This is a genomic window from Vibrio sp. SCP2, assembly GCF_059295395.1.
On sequence record NZ_JCAFVV010000004.1, the window covers coordinates 261666 to 280144 of the forward strand.

Consider the following 18479-nt stretch of genomic DNA (forward strand, 5'->3'; position numbering starts at 1 on the left):
GGGTTAACATGCGCGCCTTTATAGCCATCGTTCAACATTTCGCCATGAAATGGTGTATGTTAGTTTTTAGGTTATATTAATTGGGTTGAATGACCATGCCAGTAAATACAATTATGGGGTTATTTGCAAAGTCCCCTATTAAACCTTTGCAGCGCCACGTTGTGTGTGTAAACGAATGTTGCTCGCATCTCGTTAACTTCTTTGAAGTAAGTTCAAAGGGTGACTGGGAGAAAGCATCAGAAATTCGTGCACAGATTTCTCACCTAGAGAAAGAAGCAGACGTACTAAAGCGCGAAATTCGTCTTAAACTTCCTCGCGGTTTGTTTATGCCAGTAGATCGTAGCGATATGCTTGAACTACTTACGCAGCAAGACAAACTAGCAAACCTTGCAAAAGACATTGCTGGCCGAGTATATGGCCGTCAATTGACTATCCCTGCACCTCTTCAAGAAAACTTCATTGCGTACGTAAAACGTTGTTTAGACGCAGCAGAACAAGCGCAGAAAGTTATCAATGAGCTTGATGAGTTATTGGAAACTGGATTTAAAGGCCGTGAAGTAACACTTGTGGCTGAAATGATCCACCAACTGGATGTGATTGAGGACGACACGGACGCGATGCAGATTCAACTTCGCCAAGACCTAATGGCGATTGAAGCGGATCTGAATCCGATTGATGTGATGTTCCTTTACAAAATTCTAGAGTGGGTAGGTGGTATTGCTGATCAGGCGCAACGTGTTGGTGCGCGTCTTGAAGTGATGCTGTCTCGCTCATAAACATAAGTTAACCAAATAACGAAGAGCATCTAACTAGTTCACACCCCTGCTAGGCGATAAATACTGACGCGCTGAAGGGGTTTTGTCGTGCTGAATTTTTGCTCCGCTTGTTATCAACAACTAGGTATTACGATGGATATCCTTGCGAACTACGGCACTGTCCTGATTATTATTGCAGCAGCTTTCGGTTTTCTGATGGCGATTGGTATTGGCGCGAATGACGTTGCCAATGCGATGGGTACATCAGTAGGTTCAAAAGCATTAACCGTGAAACAAGCGATCATTATCGCGATGATCTTTGAATTTGCGGGTGCATATCTTGCAGGGGGTGAAGTAACCGACACTATCCGTAAAGGCGTAATTGAAACGTCCCTATTTGCTCATCAACCTGACGTACTTGTCTACGGTATGATGTCAGCACTTCTTGCAGCGGGTACTTGGCTACTGCTTGCCTCTTACATGGGGTGGCCTGTATCAACAACTCACTCAATCATCGGTGCGATCATCGGTTTTGCGTGTGTATCTGTTGGTACCGAAGCTGTGGACTGGGGCTCAGTACAAGGCATCGTCGGTAGCTGGATTATTACCCCGGTTATCTCAGGTTTCTTTGCTTACGTAATCTTTGTCAGCGCACAACGTTTGATTTTCGATACTGAAAAGCCGCTATTTAATGCTAAGCGCTTTGTGCCTGTATACATGTTTATCACCACTATGGTTATCGCTCTGGTAACCATCAAGAAAGGCCTTAAGCACGTAGGTCTGCACCTTTCAAACGGTGAAGCTTGGATGTGGGCAGCTGGTGTTTCTGCACTCGTTATGGCAGGTGGTTACTTCTACATTCAGAAGAAATTCGCTAGCCGCGAAGATGATCACGGCTTTGCTGGTGTAGAAGGTATCTTCAGCGTACTTATGGTTATCACAGCGTGTGCGATGGCTTTTGCACACGGTTCGAACGACGTAGCAAACGCGATTGGTCCACTATCAGCTGTTGTTTCAACAGTTGAGCACATGGGTGAAATCACAGGTAAGAGCACAATCGCTTGGTGGATTCTACCTCTAGGTGGTTTCGGTATTGTTGTTGGTCTTGCGACTCTAGGCCATAAAGTAATGGCTACCGTAGGTACGGGTATCACCGAACTTACGCCAAGCCGTGGTTTTGCTGCACAGCTAGCAACGGCATGTACTGTGGTTCTAGCTTCTGGTACTGGTCTTCCTATCTCAACGACGCAAACTCTGGTTGGTGCGGTGCTTGGTGTTGGTTTTGCTCGCGGTATCGCAGCGCTAAACCTAGGCGTGGTACGTAACATTGTTGCTTCATGGATTGTAACTCTACCAGCAGGTGCACTACTTGCAGTTGTGTTCTTCTACGCAATTCAAGCAATGTTCATTTAATCAATAAGGTCAGTGATGTGTTAACTCACTGTCATTATTGACTCAAAACCGCATAAAGGGAGGCTCAGCCTCCCTTCTTTGTTGCAGTCAACCTAGAAACTACTTACTATTTGGCGTTAGCAAAGAAATAGATTATGGGTTTGCAGACCCTCTTAGACTGTTAAAGGATTTACCGTGAAAAAACTGGTTTGCTTCGTTCTAGCATCAATGCTTGCTGTTCCTGCAGCAATGGCTCAAGACCGTTACATCTCTGATAAGCTATTTACCTACATGCACTCTGGCCCTAGCAACCAATTTCGCATCATCGGCAGTGTCGATGCAGGTGATAAGGTGAAGCAAGTTTCAACCAACCGTGATACTGGCTACACACAAATTGAAGATGCTAAAGGTCGTAAAGGTTGGGTTGAGAGCCGCTTCGTAACTCGACAAGAGAGTATGGCACTTCGTCTACCTAAGCTAGAAAAAGAGCTAGCTGATGTAAAAGAGAAGCTTGCCAATGCACGTTCGAATGCAGACCAAGAGAAAGCGGGTCTGGTTGATTCTCTCGCAACACGTAACAACCAGATTAGCGAGCTTGAGCAAGGCTACAACGACATGAGTAAACAGCTGTCGGCATCTCAGGAAGAAGTTCGTAAACTACGTGCGAAACTAGATACGCAAAAAGATGACCTACTACTTAAATACTTTATGTACGGCGGCGGTGTCGCTGGTCTAGGTCTACTATTCGGTTTGATTCTACCGAGCATCATTCCACGTAAAAAACGTTCTCACAATGGCTGGGCGTAATCGCTACAGCAAACGCTAGATACGAAAAAGGTCACCGAGGTGACCTTTTTTGATCCGTTGCAATCCTATCCTTGCCAATCATACAGAGCCGGCACTTCTATTAACTCGCCTTTAAAGCGTATTAGGCAAGATTGCTGCTCAATGGCCACCAGCTCAATATTGTCACTCAGCCAATCACCTTGGTTATACTCAACACCGTTGATCTTGACCCATCGTTTGCTTGGTTTGCTCGAATAGACGTGAGTTTGGAAATTTAAGGCCGGCAGTTTGCCATACCAACGTTCCGCTTGTTGAGATAGGTTCGAAGCTTCACTGTTTTGTCTATTTGACTTTGGTTTAGCATTGCTACTCAGCGCAGACTCAAAACGCTGTGCTAACTCCGGCGATAGCTGCGACAAATCAAGTCCAGCCAGCAGGTCATCACTGCCTTCAGAGACATGACTCTCTGTTGTATTGCTATCAACAGTACTCGCTTGCTCTAAAACTTCTTGAGGTAACGAGCTGTTATCCTGCTCAATTTGGTTTAACCATTCACTCTGCGCCGAGCTGCTATTGTCACGATAAGTGACAGCCAAAGGGCCAAAATCAGGAGCTTGGCTAGCCGTGTATTCAAAAGGGACTTCAACTAGAACGGTTTCGGCAACATTATGCTCCAACCAACGCTGTTTCTCTGCTTGATAGGTTTGAAATGCCATTACCCCTGCTACCAATATAGGTGGAAGCAGTGCGAATGCGACATTACGTCCTCGGCGAGATTCTTTCTGTTGCTCGATAACATGAGCTGGGGCTTGATGGAGAGATGAAAGATTTTGATGACTGCGCTCAGAGTGCTCTAAGGCTTGCATGACTTTAGACATTAGAACTGACCTCTCGAGACATTAATGTTGGCGCTTGTGGCTGAGAAAGCTTCTCCAAAAGACGTAATGTTTTACGCCCCGCAATACCATCAACAGTTAATCCTTGCCAACGTTGGAACAACTCAACTTTATGTTTAAGCAGCTCATTAAACTGGCTTTTTCCAGAAGACTGTTCCCCTAATACTTGGGAAAGGTGCTGATCTAACACCGCGATGGCTTCACCGCTCATACCCGGCTTTAAGGTTTGGTTCCAGTAGCCCTGCCATATCTCGCGATATTCTCCCTGCCAAATACTGCTTAGCCATTCACGCTCAAACTCGAAAACTTGATCGTTAGCTAATAGCTGAACATGGGTATCAGATAGCCCTAACAACACAGCGAAACGAGGTTGTTGGTCAATATTCAATGTCAGCACAACAGGCACATTTTTCTCAGCAAGCTGTTCCAGAGAGCCGCTCTCAAGCGCACAGCGAAACAGAGCTTCGCCATTATCAAGACACAGCTGGTCCAACACTGAAGCTCGATATCCCCACACTTTATATAAAGCGGCAATCGCTACTTCTTGATTGTTGGCTTGATTAAGTTGCGCCTTCAAGGCTTGAGGAAACACCTCATCTTGCTGCTGTACGTTTTCAACCGCTGGGTATTGCTGTTGTAATTGATTAACGACAACGGGTGTTACAAGTGTCGGCGTCGCGTAGTATGCGCCAATCGACAAGATACTCCCGACGAGAATAGAAAGTACGCTCGGAGAAAGGGAAACTTTTTTGCTAGAAGCCTTACTCGCAGCAGGCGGCACTGAGCCAGTTTGAAAGCTCATCACATCATCGCAGGCCGTCACAACGATATTGTGTGTCGGCTGCGGTTCTCCAATGCTATAAGCTTGCTTAAGGCTCGCATCACACACCAAGTTAATAAGACGAGGAATGCCCTGCGTTTGCCGAGCTATATACTTAATCGATTGAACCGAGAAGAGTTCAGGATTACCACCAGCCAAAGCGAGACGAAACTTAATATAGTCTCTAGTTTCCTCTTGATTGAGGGGCAGCAAATGATATCGACCGGTAATTCTCTGCGCTAACTGCCTTAATTGTGGCATTTGCAGTTTCTGCTGTAACTCGGGCTGACCAATCAACAGCACCTTAAGTAGCTTTTGGCTTTCTGTTTCAAGGTTGGTCAGTAAGCGTAGTTGTTCGAGGACATCTGCTGATAAATGCTGAGCTTCATCAATCACCAATAAGGTTTGAACCCGATTAGCATGGTTGTCCATTAGAAATTGATGAATCAACTGATTAAGCTGCTTTAGAGACGCGTTTTCCTGATAATGGATATCGAACTCATCGCACACTGCTTCTAACAACTCAATATTTGAGAAAGTCGGATTTAAGATCAGCCCTGCGCGCGTGTTGTCTGCTAGAGTTTTAAGTATCGATTTTGCAATGGTCGTTTTACCGGTTCCCACTTCACCCGTCAGCATAGCGAAACCGCCACCTTCACCTAGCCCAGCTTGGATTTGGAAGATAGCTTCTTTATGGCGTCGACTCTGATAGAGGAAACGAGAATTAGGCACAATAGAAAATGGCAATTCTGTCAGTGCAAAATGTTGTTGATACATAACTCTCTTCTCTGGGAATTTAGTGCTAAGAAAAGTACCATTGCTGACACAATTAGCCAATGCCAAACTGATGAAAAGGGAGAGCTAGGTGCAAAGATACCTTGTTGGCGGCGCAGTTCGCGATCAACTGCTAGATATTGATGTCTATGATAGAGACTGGGTTGTTGTTGGTTCAACCCCTGAAGAGCTACTTAACAAAGGCTATACCGCGGTTGGTAAAGACTTCCCTGTATTTCTTCACCCAGAGAGTAAAGAAGAACATGCATTGGCAAGAACCGAACGTAAAGTCGGCTCTGGCTACACCGGGTTTGAATGTTACTTTGCCGCCGATGTCACCTTAGAAGAAGATCTGCTCAGACGCGATCTGACCATCAATGCGATGGCGCAAGATCCTGATGGCAATATCATCGATCCCTTTAATGGTCAGCGAGATCTCAACGATCGGATCTTACGCCACGTTTCGCAGGCGTTTACTGAAGATCCTCTCCGCGTACTGCGAGTCGCGCGCTTTGCCGCTAAGCTTCATCACCTAGGCTTTAGTGTTGCCGATGAAACCATTGAGCTAATGCGCCACATTGCCAGCTCTGGTGAGCTAGAGCACTTAACCGCTGAACGGGTTTGGCAAGAGTGGCATAAGTCGTTATCAACCCAAAATCCGCAAGTATTTCTCTCCGTCTTAAAGCAGTGTGATGCTCTCAAGGTCGTCTTGCCTGAGCTCGATGCTCTGTTTGGTGTTCCACAACCTGAAAAGTGGCACCCTGAGATTGATACAGGAATCCACACGCTGATGGTCGCAAAGCAAGCCGCACTACTTAGCGAGTCTCTTCCAGTAAGGTTTGCCTCTCAAGTCCATGATCTTGGCAAAGGCATTACGCCAGAGTCTGAATGGCCGAGCCATAAAATGCACTGTCATACTGGGCTTAAGCTGATTAAATCGCTGTGTGAACGTGTCAGAGTCCCTAATGAATATCGTGACCTCGCCTTGATGGTCTGTGAGCAACACTCCAATATTCATCGAGCTGCTGAGCTTCGCCCAGAAACCAAACTCAAAGTGCTGAACAAGTTCGATGTATGGCGCAAGCCGGAACGCTTACAAGACATTCTGATTTGTTGTATGGCTGATAGCCGTGGACGCACTGGGTTTGAAGATATCGACTACCCACAAAAAACTATTTTCGAGCAAGCCTATCAAGCCGCTCTTTCCGTCAACGTACAAGACATTATTAAAGATGGGTTTAAGGGTGCGGATATTCGCACTGAGATGGAAAAGCGTCGAGTTGAGGCGATTCGAGAGCTGAGAAGCGAGAATAGAGAATAGAGAATAGAGATACGCTCAAAGAGTTAAGCTCTAACGTGAGCAGATACGGCCAACAAGTCTCGACCATTTCACCACGAGAACTTCTCGAAGGACGAAGTCCGTTCCCGATTCTCGTAGGGCGAAGCCCGATCTCGGAGCAAAGCGCTCCACCTAAGTGGAGCGCTTCGAAAGCTTTAAAGCGAATAATTCAGCAAATTGCTATGAATTACTGACCTTTAACTTCTTTAAGACCGCTTTCGTTGTAAAGAGGAGGAGCTTTAGCGCCTAGAGCTTCTCTATCTCACTTTTCTCAAGATAAAAAATGCCCCGCTATTGCGAGGCATTCAAAGCTTAGATTAATAATCTACGAGAGATTATTGACCTTTAACTTCTTTTAGACCGTTGTAAGGAGCTTTAGCACCTAGAGCTTCTTCGATACGGATTAGCTGGTTGTACTTAGCAACACGGTCAGAACGGCTCATAGAACCAGTCTTGATTTGACCTGCAGCAGTACCTACCGCTAGGTCAGCGATAGTTGCATCTTCAGTTTCGCCAGAACGGTGAGAGATTACTGCTGTGTAACCTGCATCTTTAGCCATCTTGATTGCAGCTAGAGTCTCAGTTAGAGAACCGATTTGGTTGAACTTGATAAGGATAGAGTTAGCTACGCCTTTCTCGATACCTTCAGCAAGGATCTTAGTGTTAGTAACGAATAGGTCGTCACCTACTAGTTGAAGCTTGTCACCTAGTAGTTCAGTTTGGTGCTTGAAGCCAGCCCAATCAGACTCGTCTAGACCGTCTTCGATAGAAACGATTGGGAACTGGTTAGCTAGCTCAGCTAGGTAGTGGTTGAACTCTTCAGAAGAGAAAGTTTTACCTTCGCCCTTCATGTTGTAGATGCCTGCTTCTTTATCGAAGAACTCAGATGCAGCACAGTCCATAGCTAGAGTTACGTCTTTACCTAGTTCGTAACCTGCAGCAGCAACAGCTTCTGCGATAACTTCTAGAGCTTCAGCGTTAGACTTAAGGTTAGGAGCGAAACCTCCTTCGTCACCAACTGCAGTGCTGTAGCCTTTAGACTTAAGAACTTTAGCTAGGTTGTGGAATACTTCAGCACCGATACGTAGACCTTCTTTAAGAGTCTTAGCACCAACTGGTTGGATCATGAACTCTTGGATGTCAACGTTGTTGTCTGCGTGCTCACCACCGTTGATGATGTTCATCATTGGTAGAGGCATAGAGAACTGACCAGCAGTACCGTTTAGTTCTGCAATGTGCTCGTATAGAGGCATGCCTTTAGCCGCTGCAGCAGCTTTAGCGTTAGCTAGAGAAACAGCTAGGATTGCGTTAGCACCGAACTTAGATTTGTTTTCTGTACCGTCTAGCTCGATCATTACTGCGTCGATTGCAGCTTGGTCTTTAGCGTCTTTACCAACTAGAGCTTCAGCGATTGCACCGTTTACAGCTTCAACAGCTTTAAGAACACCTTTACCTAGGAAACGAGCTTTGTCGCCGTCACGTAGCTCAAGAGCTTCACGTGAACCAGTTGATGCGCCAGATGGAGCAGCAGCCATACCTACGAAACCGCCTTCTAGGTGTACTTCAGCTTCTACAGTTGGGTTACCACGTGAATCGATGATTTCACGACCTAGAACTTTAACGATCTTAGACATTGAATGTTTCCTTCTCGTTGAATATATAATGTCAAAATTAAGGGCAGCAGCACTACTAACGCTACTGCCCGTATCCTTTACTTCTCTAATTCGTCGCGTTGGTATTCACCAGCCGCTTTCACGAAACCTGCAAACAGTGGGTGACCATCGCGAGGTGTTGAAGTGAACTCTGGGTGGAATTGAGCCGCTACAAACCATGGGTGAGCTGGGTTCTCAATGACTTCAACCAGTTTCTTGTCAGCAGACAGACCAGAAACTTTCAGGCCTGCTTTTTCAATCTGTGGACGAAGATTGTTGTTCACTTCGTAACGGTGGCGGTGACGTTCGTGGATTGTCGCGCTACCGTATAGTTCACGCGCTTTCGTCCCTTTCTCAAGGTGACATAGCTGTGAACCAAGACGCATTGTACCGCCTAGGTCAGACTTCTCAGTACGCTCTTCAACGTTACCATCGCCGTCTACCCACTCAGTAATCAGACCAACTACAGGGTATTTAGTCTCTTTGTTAAATTCTGTTGAGTGTGCACCTTCCATACCCGCAACGTTGCGCGCGTATTCGATTAATGCCACTTGCATACCTAGACAGATACCTAGGTAAGGTACTTTGTTTTCACGCGCGTATTTAGCCGCAAGGATCTTACCTTCCACACCACGGTCACCGAAGCCACCTGGTACTAGGATCGCGTCTAGACCTTCTAGCGCTTCATTACCTTTGCTTTCTACGTCTTGTGAATCAACGTACTTAATCTTAACGCTTAGACGATTCTTAAGACCTGCGTGCTTAAGTGCTTCGTTTACTGATTTGTAAGCATCTGGTAGTTCGATGTACTTACCAACCATACCGATAGTCACTTCACCCGTTGGGTTCGCTTCTTCGTAGATTACCTGTTCCCATTCTGACAGATCTGCTTCAGGAGCAGTAATACCGAATCGAGTACATACGAGGTCGTCTAAACCTTGAGATTTGATTAGTTGAGGGATCTTGTAGATTGAATCTACGTCCTTCATAGAGATAACCGCTTTCTCTGAAACGTTACAGAAAAGAGCGATCTTCTTACGTTCATTCGCAGGGATCATACGATCAGAGCGACAAACAAGAATATCTGGCTGGATACCGATAGAAAGCAGCTCTTTTACAGAGTGCTGAGTCGGTTTAGTTTTCACTTCGCCCGCTGCTGCTAGGTAAGGAACCAGTGTTAGGTGCATGAACATTGCGCGTTCACGACCTAGCTCTACTGCTAGCTGACGGATAGCTTCCATAAATGGCAGAGACTCGATATCACCTACCGTACCGCCCACTTCAACGATAGCTACATCATGACCTTCAGAACCTGCGATTACGCGGTCTTTGATAGAGTTGGTGATGTGAGGGATAACCTGAATCGTTGCACCTAGGTAATCACCACGACGCTCTTTAGCTAGAACGTCTGAGTAAACACGACCTGCAGTGAAGTTGTTACGCTTAGTCATTTTGGTGCGGATGAAACGCTCGTAGTGACCAAGGTCTAGGTCAGTTTCAGCGCCATCTTCAGTGACGAACACCTCACCGTGTTGAGTCGGGCTCATCGTGCCTGGATCAACGTTGATGTAAGGGTCAAGCTTCATCATAGTCACTTTAAGACCACGAGCTTCTAAAATAGCTGCAAGCGATGCTGCTGCAATACCTTTACCTAGAGAGGATACAACCCCGCCAGTAACAAAAATGTAATTTGTCGTCATGTTTAACCTGAAATTGGTTGAATGAGGGAAAATGGATTTCTTCTGGACGGGATATAAATATACCAGAAGCCCTTAACCGCCACAACGTGAAATCTATCACACTGCAATTTTTTATTTTTTGCTTCAAATCAAATTCGAGTAACGGATTAGTTGCCACTACCTTTATCTACTTCTAGCGCTTTTACTCTGTCCCAAAGCGCATCTAACTGATCTAAATCGTAATCTGTTAGTTGTTTACCTTGCTCGGCTACCATGGCTTCTACACCTTTAAACCGCTTAGCAAATTTAAGGTTGGCTTTACTCAGCGCTACCTCTGGGTCTTTCCCTAAATGACGCGATAAGTTTACCGTGGCAAACAGCAGGTCTCCGAGCTCAAGTTCAATTTTTTCTTCGTCAGGAGCGACTTGCAGTGCCTCTTCCATTACCTCTTCAATTTCTTCCTGAACTTTACCGACTACTGGGCCAAGTGAGTCCCAATCAAATCCGTGTTTCGCCACTTTCTTTTGTATTTTTGTGGCACGAGATAACGCAGGTAGAGAATTTGGTATTGAGTCTAGAATACTTTGTTCTTTTTTGCCTACCTGAGCTTTTTCTTTTGCTTTTTCCACTTCCCAGTTGGCATTGATCTGCTCATCCGACTCAAACTCAACATCAGAGAAAACATGCGGATGACGACGGGTCAGCTTCTCATTGACGGTTTCGACCACTTCCGAGAAATCAAACAGTTGCTGCTCTTTAGCCAGTTGGCTGTAGAAGATAACTTGAAACAGCAGATCACCCAGTTCCTCTTTTAGGTTCGACCAATCGCGATTCTGAATCGCATCAACAACTTCATAGGTCTCTTCAATGGTGTGAGGAACAATAGTGTCAAAGCTTTGTTTTAGATCCCAAGGGCAACCTGTTTCTGGGTCACGAAGCTGCGCCATAATCTGTTCTAACTGTTCAATCGGGTGACTCATATTCCTTCTTCCTTTAAATCTGCTATCTAAAGAACATTCATTTAAATAAAAAGGTGAGCAGCCAAAACCACTCACCTTCGTTATATATTGATCAATTCTCTAAATAATTGAAGCTGCAGCTAGGCGACAAGCGAGCGAGACTCCTGAGCATAGCTTGCCTATGTGATGGAGCGAGTGAGCGCAGGCAACAACGCTGTCAGCTTCAAGTATGACGAGAATTTTAGCCGAGGCGTTTTACCGACATAACATCCTTGATCTGCTCAACTCGTTTAGACACGCGCTGCAGAATCTCAATGTTGGTCACTTCCAAGTCAAAGTCCATGATCGACATTTGAGTACGATAATCAACGCGACTCTTCATACTGGTCACTTTGATCTTCTCGTTAGCAAACAGAGTCGTGATGTCTTTAAGCAGTCCACCGCGTTCCATCGCTTCAACGCGAACGGTTAGGATGTAAGAGCCAACAAATCCACTACCCCACACCGTGTCGATAATACGCTCTGGTGCATGATGACGCAGTTCTTCAAGCTGCTCACAGTCTGCTCGGTGTACTGAAATACCGCGCCCTTGCGTAATGTAACCTGCGATCTCATCACCTGGGATCGGCTGACAACAGCGGGCAAGGTGGGTCATTAAGTTATCAACCCCCTCCACTACAACCGCATCTTTCTTCGGACGACTTTGCGCTGGAGCTTTGCTTTCTGCCTCTTGAAGCTTCTCTAGGGCTTGCTGATCTTCTTCTTCTGCGGTTGGCTTATTGACCAAGGCATTGATGTGGTTGATCACTTGGTTGATACGTAAGTCACCGCTGCCGATACCAACGTACAGCTCATCCGTGCTGTTGACGTTAAAGCGCTTCAACGCATACTGCTCGGCGTGTTTTAAAGTCGCACCAATTTTCTGCAATTCAACTTCGAGAATATCGCGCCCTGCTTCGACGTTTTTCTCGCGGCTTTGTTTGCGGAACCACGCATTGATTTTCGCGCGAGCTCGACCTGAAGTCACAAAGCCCATCGAAGGGTTTAGCCAGTCACGGGATGGATTGGGCTCTTTAGAGGTGATGATCTCAACTTGATCACCCATTGCCAATTTGTGGGTAAACGGAACAATACGCCCAGCGACCTTGGCACCAATACACCGGTGACCAACTTCAGAGTGAATATGGTAAGCAAAATCAAGTGGTGTAGCTCCCATTGGTAGGTCGACCACATCGCCACGCGGGGTAAAGGCATACACACGGTCATCGAACACCTGACTACGCAGTTCATCAAGCATTTCACCCGAGTCAGACATCTCTTCTTGCCAATCGAGTAGCTTACGCAGCCAAGTAATTTTCTCGTCGTAACCACTGCGGCCGCCACCACCTTCTTTGTATTTCCAGTGCGCAGCAACACCTAGCTCAGAATCTTCGTGCATGTCTTTAGTACGAATCTGAATCTCAATCGTCTTGCCTTCTGGGCCAAGAATCACGGTATGAATTGACTGGTAACCGTTAGGTTTAGGGTTAGCCACGTAGTCATCAAATTCACTCGGCAGGTGCTTATACTTGGTATGCACAGTCCCGAGTGCCGCGTAACAATCTTGCAGTTTGTCGGCGATAATACGCACCGCACGTACATCGAATAGCTCATCAAACGCGAGGCCTTTCTTCTGCATTTTTCGCCAGATGCTGTAGATGTGCTTAGGACGCCCACTTACTTCAGCATTAATAGAAGAGCCTTTCATTTCAGACGTCAGGTCATCAACAAAGTCTTTGATGTACTGCTCGCGGACAATGCGACGCTCAGAAAGCTGCTTAGCGATCTGTTTGTAGGTATCAGGTTGTTGGTAACGGAACGCGTAATCTTCGATTTCCCACTTCAACTGACCGATACCAAGGCGGTTCGCTAGTGGTGCATAGATGTTAGTACACTCTTGAGCGGCTGCTCGGCGTACCTCATCTGGCGCTTTCTTCACTTCAATCAAGTTACAGATGCGCTCAGCAAGTTTGATAACGACGCAGCGAAAATCATCCACCATCGCAAGTAGCATGCGACGTACGTTGTCGACCTGAGAAGAGGCAGCACTGCCTTCAAGGGTCACGTTCAGTTGACCCAGTGCGGCCATCTCTTCAACACCATCAATCAGCTTGATGGTCTCTTTACCGAAATCTTCTTCGAACTGCTCTCGGCTATACGCGCCGCTCGACACCAGCGGAAACAACAATGCAGCGACAAGGGTCGCTTTGTCCATCGACAGAGTGATAAGAATTTCGATCATTTCACGCCCGCGCCACAAGAGTAGCTGGCCTTGATCGTTATCTTGTAAAATCGCCTCACCCTGGAGGTAAACTTCTTTTAAGCGCTTAGCCACTTTAGGGTCTTGCCCTAAGCTAGAAATCCACTTATCTAGCTCAAACTGTTCGTCTTGGTTTAAATGTGCGCTTCTTACCGCAACCATTATTTTCGTCCTGTTATTTTTCTATTTTCGAACTGCCCATGTTCAGACTGCCGACTAGTAGGGAAGTTCGTTTTAATCCTTTACAAAGAGCGCCATAGATTCTAAATGGCTTGTATGCGGAAACATATCGAGCATACCTAATTTTTGTAATTTGTAGCCTTGATTGAGCAAGCTTTGTGAGTCTCTGGCAAGCGTCGCTGGATTACACGACACATATACCACTCGACTCGCACCCAAAACGGAAATCTGTTCGATGATACCGCTTGCCCCTGCTCTTGCTGGATCAAGCAGTATTTTATCAAACTTTTCTGCTGCCCAGGGCTGACCAGACACATCTTGTTCCAAATTGGCCTGATAGAAAGCGGTGTTATTGATACCGTTAACTTGGGCATTGTTGGTGGCTTTTTCAACCATGACATCAACGCCTTCTACCCCGACAACACTTGCCACTTGTTTTGCCATTGGCAAACTAAAATTACCCAAACCACAAAACAGATCTAATACTCTGTCTTGCTCACTCAACTCAAGCCAAATCAACGCTTGCTCAACCATGGCTTGATTAACGTTCTGGTTAACTTGAATAAAATTATTTGGCTCAAACGGTATTGTCACACCCGCTTCTAGATAGTGAGCCGACTCCCCCACCACTCGATTAAGCTGATCGCTTTCCGGCATCAAATATAAGCTTGCCTGATTCTCTACCGCGAACTGCTCCAGCAGTTTTTGCTCACTCTCTTTGAGGGCTTTTAGATGGCGCAGAACAATCACTTTAGTATTGTCGCCTTTAACTAGCTCCACATGACCAAGGTTCTCTTGGTTGGAGAAACCACTGAGCAGGTCATAAAGTGGCGCTAATAAATTATCCAGCTCGGTATCTAAAACGGGACAATGGGTCACAGTAACAATGTCTTTGCTTTGTTTCTTACGAAAGCCAAACTCAAGCTGACGAGTTTTCTTGTTCAGCTTGATGCTAACGCGGGCACGGCGGCGATAACCACGCTCATCTCCCACAACAGGCGCGCTTAGTGCGACGCTTTGCCCAGCAAATTTACTCATCAACTGACTCAGTGTTTGCTGCTTGTACTCTTGCTGCGCCTCTACAGATAAATGCTGCATATTACAACCGCCACACTCTGCGTAATGTTGGCAAAATGGCGCTATGCGTTGTTCGCTAGCTTTTTGAATCTTAATTAATTTGGCACGGGCAAACTTGCTCTTACTTTCTGTCAGCTGAGCAAGAACTTGTTCACCGGGCAAAGCACCTTCTATAAAAATGGGCTTTTTATTCTGGTAGGCCATACCTGCGCCGTGATGATCCAACTTTTCAATCGTCAGCGATTGGTGTTTGGTATTCAGTTGAGTTTTCTTCTTTGGTTGGAAAAAACGCGCCATGCTTTGTGCCTACTATTTATGACCTTACGGCCTATTGCTCGAATTGCTGCTTGTGTCCCAAGCTTTTACGCTTGAATCATTGTCTGAGCCGACTGAGTTGATTATGCTTAGTAACCTTAGCTTGGAATAACCTAAGCCTGCTAGCACGCTCCTTTTAGCGCCTAACTTTGTCAAAATCACCGCAATAGACCAGCTATTGACTTGTGATTTTTCCTCGTTATGCATCTAAAATTATCGTACTAGCCTGTAAGAACATGGGCTCACGGAAGAAAATCTCTATGACTTTCTTATCCCAAGCTAAGGCTATCGATTCGACGGCTTCTTTTATTTTGGAAGTTATTTTCCCATATCCACACCACGATGTTTAGACAATAATGACAAGATATGGCTTACGCGCCCGCGTTATTACTCTTACCTTAGCGCCGACGCTAATTATCGGACTGCTTCTGAGTGCTTTTTTCTCTTTCAACCGCTATCACGACTTAGAAAAGCAGGTTATCAATTCAGGATTAAGTATTATCGAACCGCTGGCGATCGCCAGTGAAGATGGATTAAAGAATAACAGCCGCGAATCGGTGCGCCGTATCATCAGCTACGCCCATCGTAAGAATTCTAAATTTGTTCGCAGTATCGCGGTGTTTGACTACAACCACGAACTGTTTGTTACTTCTAACTTCCATCCAAACTTTGAATTACTGACGTTTCCGCGCAATGCGCCTATTCCGTTGTTAGTCAGTTCAGATTTACAAGAAAACACTCTCATTCTTCGCGCCCCTGTCATTGCTGAATCAGGGCTTGTCGCGACGATGAAAGGGCCAAACGCCAATCCAGCTCTCGGCTATGTGGCTATTGAGCTCGATTTATCCTCGCTGCGTTTACAACAGTATCAAGAAATTTTCTCTGCGTTTTTAGTCTTGTTGATTGGCTTAGGTTTATCTGCCGTCTTTGCTTATCGCTTGATGTACGACGTGACACGACCAATTTCGCATATGAAAAACATGGTTGACCGGATTCGTCGTGGTCACCTTGATGTACGTATCGAAGGCAAGATGCACGGGGAGCTAGACTCGCTGAAAAACGGTATCAACGCGATGGCAGTATCGCTGTCAGAGTACCATGTGGAAATGCAGCACAGTATTGACCAAGCGACTTCTGATTTGCGAGAAACCTTAGAGCAGTTGGAAATTCAAAACGTCGAGCTAGATATCGCGAAAAAACGTGCTCAAGAGGCTGCGCGGGTTAAATCAGAGTTCTTAGCTAACATGTCCCATGAGCTACGCACGCCACTTAACGGGGTGATTGGTTTCACTCGTCAAATGCTGAAAACGACCCTGACTAATAGCCAAACGGATTATCTACAAACGATCGAGAAATCGGCCAATAACCTACTCAATATCATCAATGATATTCTCGACTTTTCGAAGCTTGAGGCGGGTAAACTGGCTCTGGAAAATATCCCATTTGATTTCCAAGGCTCGCTAGAAGAAGTGGTTAGCTTGCAAGCCACCAGCGCCCACGAAAAAGGGCTCGAACTGACACTGAAAGTTGATCCTAAGATCCCAACCGGACTGGTTGGTGACCCACTACGTATTCAACAAGTTCTGACTAACCTTGTCGGTAACTCGATTAAATTTACTGAACGCGGCAATATCGATATTAGTGTCGAGCTTCGCTCACAAAGAGACGACTCGGTTGAACTTCAATTTATGGTGCGCGATACAGGTATCGGTATTTCCGAACGCCAGCAATCGCAGCTATTCCAAGCCTTTAGCCAAGCTGACGCTAGTATTTCAAGACGTTATGGCGGTACAGGATTAGGCCTTGTTATCACCCAAAAACTGGTCAGCCAAATGGGGGGCGAAATCAGCCTAACAAGCCGATTGCACCAAGGTTCGACGTTCTGGTTTACGCTGCGACTCTCTTCTACAGATATGCCGGTCAGCGACCTGATTGAAACCCAAGTGCTCCGCCAACGCACCTTGCTGTTAGTCGAGCCAAATATGCAAGCGGCGTCGGTAATTCAGCAAACCTTGGTACAAGAGGGCTTGGTAGTGACCTATCGATCTTCTTTACCAGAGGAAGCAGAAAGCTTTGACTATGTACTACTCAACCTTTCACCAAGTAAAGATAACGACACAACATCAGTTCAATTGATGGTTGAGCAAGCCATGCGCTGCGCACCTCATGTGGTCGTGGGCACACCGAGTACCACGCTTGCACTGTCAGATCATCTGATTCAGAAATACCATATTCACTGTATTACCAAGCCGCTATCGCGTCGAAAACTTCTGCAAACCCTAGCGACAAATCAAGAGAGTATTCCTCTGCTTGAAAGCCCACAAGAAAGCCGCGAAACATTACCACTTCGAGTGATGGCAGTTGACGATAACCCAGCTAACTTGAAACTGATCAGCGCCCTACTCCAAGAGCGAGTGGAAAGTGTGATTACTTGCACTAATGGTGTCGATGCGGTCAAGCAAGCGGAAGTTCAACACTTTGATATCATCTTAATGGACATCCAAATGCCGCATATGGACGGTGTGACCGCGTGTGGCAAGATCAAACAAACTGAGCTCAACGCGAATACGCCGGTCATAGCAGTAACCGCCCATGCGATGAGCGGTGAACGCGACCGCTTACTTCAGGCAGGTATGGATGATTACCTCACCAAACCAATCGAAGAGCACGTGCTGCAACAAGTCTTGATGCATTGGAACCCGCACACCAGCGAGCAAGAGTTAGAGAAACTCGATATTACTTCAAGCCCTGTGACTATCGAAGCTCATGCGGAAGAAGCAACTCAAGTTGAACACAGCAATATGATCATTGATTGGCAAGCCGCACTTAAGCAGTCCGCCAATAAAGAAGATTTAGCACGTGATATGCTCAAGATGTTGGTCGATTATATTCCTGAAGTAAACGCGATTGTCGAAGGCGCTCTTGAAGATGATCATTTCGATACCGAACAGCTCATTCATCACGTACACAAACTACATGGCAGCAGCTCTTATTGCGGAGTTCCGCGCTTGAAAAATGTCTGCGCAACGATAGAGAAAACTCTTCGTTCAGGTGCCGCGATTGAGGATATAGAGCCTGAGTTATTCGAACTGCAAGATGAGATGGAGAAAGTGGTTGCGAGCGCTCAGCCCTATTTAGAGAATTAGAGAGCTATAAAGCTAGAGAGCTAAGCTTTAACTCTCTAGAATAACCGTTGCGACTGCGTAGTGTCGCTCATCGGAAATAGACAGGTGGATATGCTCCACCTGTTTTTGTGTAGCAATTTCCAGAGCCTTACCTGTAAGGTTTAACACTGGTTTTCCCAACTCGTCGTTGGTTATTTCAAAGTCGTGGAAACTCACGCCCAACGCAATCCCAGTGCCAAGCGCTTTCGACGCAGCCTCTTTCGCGGCAAAGCGTTTTGCAAGAAATCTTCCTTGCTGCTTAAGCGCTGAAAACTTCTCTAATTCAGTTTGAGTCAAGATACGCTGAGCAAATGGCTCACCACTTCGATCCAGAGCCTTTTCAACTCGTTCAATCTCAGCGATGTCTGTTCCTAGACCTACAATTGCCATGT

At 46.1% G+C, this 18479-nt stretch carries 13 protein-coding genes; 5 read left to right on the top strand and 8 right to left on the bottom strand.

Annotated features, from left to right (window positions below; genetic code table 11):
* The first annotated feature begins 95 nt into the window (after nucleotides 1-95).
* The 3 genes from AC5O63_RS14515 (at nucleotide 96) to AC5O63_RS14525 (ending at nucleotide 2954) form a co-directional block, all read left to right on the top strand.
* Complete coding sequence (locus tag AC5O63_RS14515; RefSeq protein ID WP_069667294.1) at nucleotides 96-776, top strand: TIGR00153 family protein; 681 nt, start codon at nucleotides 96-98, stop codon at nucleotides 774-776.
* Nucleotides 777-908: 132 nt separating this feature from the next.
* Complete coding sequence (locus tag AC5O63_RS14520) at nucleotides 909-2168, top strand: inorganic phosphate transporter (protein WP_486787618.1); 1260 nt, start codon at nucleotides 909-911, stop codon at nucleotides 2166-2168.
* Between the two features lie 174 nt (nucleotides 2169-2342).
* Nucleotides 2343-2954, top strand: coding sequence for a TIGR04211 family SH3 domain-containing protein (locus tag AC5O63_RS14525; protein WP_367937889.1), 612 nt, complete (start codon nucleotides 2343-2345; stop codon nucleotides 2952-2954).
* 65 nt (nucleotides 2955-3019) lie between these two features.
* Here the strand turns inward: AC5O63_RS14525 and AC5O63_RS14530 are convergent, their stop codons facing one another.
* Entirely contained in the window at nucleotides 3020-3811 is a 792-nt protein-coding gene (locus AC5O63_RS14530) for a general secretion pathway protein GspB (RefSeq protein WP_494505433.1), read from the bottom strand.
* Entirely contained in the window at nucleotides 3804-5426 is a 1623-nt protein-coding gene (locus AC5O63_RS14535; protein WP_494505434.1) for an ExeA family protein, read from the bottom strand. Before AC5O63_RS14535 ends, AC5O63_RS14530 begins: the two co-directional genes overlap by 8 nt.
* A gap of 88 nt (nucleotides 5427-5514) precedes the next feature.
* Between AC5O63_RS14535 and AC5O63_RS14540 the strand changes: the two genes are divergently transcribed.
* A complete protein-coding gene (locus AC5O63_RS14540; protein WP_494505435.1) occupies nucleotides 5515-6744 on the top strand; it encodes a multifunctional CCA addition/repair protein in 1230 nt (409 codons plus the stop codon).
* A 353-nt stretch (nucleotides 6745-7097) separates the two neighbouring features.
* On the opposite strand, the gene eno is transcribed toward AC5O63_RS14540, so the two are convergent.
* From eno to rlmD, 5 genes are all read right to left on the bottom strand, one after another.
* Nucleotides 7098-8396, bottom strand: coding sequence for a phosphopyruvate hydratase (gene eno, locus AC5O63_RS14545; protein ID WP_272785676.1), 1299 nt, complete (start codon nucleotides 8394-8396; stop codon nucleotides 7098-7100).
* Nucleotides 8397-8473: 77 nt separating this feature from the next.
* Complete coding sequence (gene pyrG / locus AC5O63_RS14550; RefSeq protein ID WP_272785677.1) at nucleotides 8474-10114, bottom strand: CTP synthase; 1641 nt, start codon at nucleotides 10112-10114, stop codon at nucleotides 8474-8476.
* A gap of 146 nt (nucleotides 10115-10260) precedes the next feature.
* The gene (gene mazG / locus AC5O63_RS14555) at nucleotides 10261-11073 is read right to left on the bottom strand and encodes a nucleoside triphosphate pyrophosphohydrolase (protein ID WP_494505436.1); all 813 of its coding nucleotides are present in this window, start codon (nucleotides 11071-11073) and stop codon (nucleotides 10261-10263) included.
* A gap of 220 nt (nucleotides 11074-11293) precedes the next feature.
* Nucleotides 11294-13513 carry a GTP diphosphokinase gene (relA, locus tag AC5O63_RS14560; RefSeq protein ID WP_494505437.1) on the bottom strand — a complete coding sequence of 740 codons (2220 nt, stop codon included), beginning with the start codon at nucleotides 13511-13513 and terminating at the stop codon, nucleotides 11294-11296.
* Nucleotides 13514-13585: 72 nt separating this feature from the next.
* The gene (gene rlmD / locus AC5O63_RS14565) at nucleotides 13586-14905 is read right to left on the bottom strand and encodes a 23S rRNA (uracil(1939)-C(5))-methyltransferase RlmD (protein ID WP_494505438.1); all 1320 of its coding nucleotides are present in this window, start codon (nucleotides 14903-14905) and stop codon (nucleotides 13586-13588) included.
* Nucleotides 14906-15279: 374 nt separating this feature from the next.
* Here rlmD and barA point away from each other — a divergent pair, with 374 nt between their 5' ends.
* Nucleotides 15280-18069 carry a two-component sensor histidine kinase BarA gene (gene barA / locus AC5O63_RS14570; protein WP_494505439.1) on the top strand — a complete coding sequence of 930 codons (2790 nt, stop codon included), beginning with the start codon at nucleotides 15280-15282 and terminating at the stop codon, nucleotides 18067-18069.
* A gap of 27 nt (nucleotides 18070-18096) precedes the next feature.
* Here the strand turns inward: barA and acpS are convergent, their stop codons facing one another.
* Nucleotides 18097-18477 (bottom strand): holo-ACP synthase, encoded by a 381-nt coding sequence (gene acpS / locus AC5O63_RS14575; RefSeq protein ID WP_494505440.1) that lies wholly within the window; start codon nucleotides 18475-18477, stop codon nucleotides 18097-18099.
* Nucleotides 18478-18479: the final 2 nt, after the last annotated feature.

What these genes read in the sequence shown, in the direction of transcription:
- AC5O63_RS14535 (WP_494505434.1), bottom strand. Translation starts at nt 5,426, where the DNA reads ATGTATCAACAACATTTTGCACTGACAGAATTGCCATTTTCTATTGTG.
- mazG (WP_494505436.1), bottom strand. Translation starts at nt 11,073, where the DNA reads ATGAGTCACCCGATTGAACAGTTAGAACAGATTATGGCGCAGCTTCGT.
- acpS (WP_494505440.1), bottom strand. Translation starts at nt 18,477, where the DNA reads ATGGCAATTGTAGGTCTAGGAACAGACATCGCTGAGATTGAACGAGTT.
- AC5O63_RS14515 (WP_069667294.1), top strand. Translation starts at nt 96, where the DNA reads ATGCCAGTAAATACAATTATGGGGTTATTTGCAAAGTCCCCTATTAAA.
- rlmD (WP_494505438.1), bottom strand. Translation starts at nt 14,905, where the DNA reads ATGGCGCGTTTTTTCCAACCAAAGAAGAAAACTCAACTGAATACCAAA.
- pyrG (WP_272785677.1), bottom strand. Translation starts at nt 10,114, where the DNA reads ATGACGACAAATTACATTTTTGTTACTGGCGGGGTTGTATCCTCTCTA.
- AC5O63_RS14530 (WP_494505433.1), bottom strand. Translation starts at nt 3,811, where the DNA reads ATGTCTAAAGTCATGCAAGCCTTAGAGCACTCTGAGCGCAGTCATCAA.
- AC5O63_RS14520 (WP_486787618.1), top strand. Translation starts at nt 909, where the DNA reads ATGGATATCCTTGCGAACTACGGCACTGTCCTGATTATTATTGCAGCA.
- barA (WP_494505439.1), top strand. Translation starts at nt 15,280, where the DNA reads ATGACAAGATATGGCTTACGCGCCCGCGTTATTACTCTTACCTTAGCG.
- eno (WP_272785676.1), bottom strand. Translation starts at nt 8,396, where the DNA reads ATGTCTAAGATCGTTAAAGTTCTAGGTCGTGAAATCATCGATTCACGT.
- relA (WP_494505437.1), bottom strand. Translation starts at nt 13,513, where the DNA reads ATGGTTGCGGTAAGAAGCGCACATTTAAACCAAGACGAACAGTTTGAG.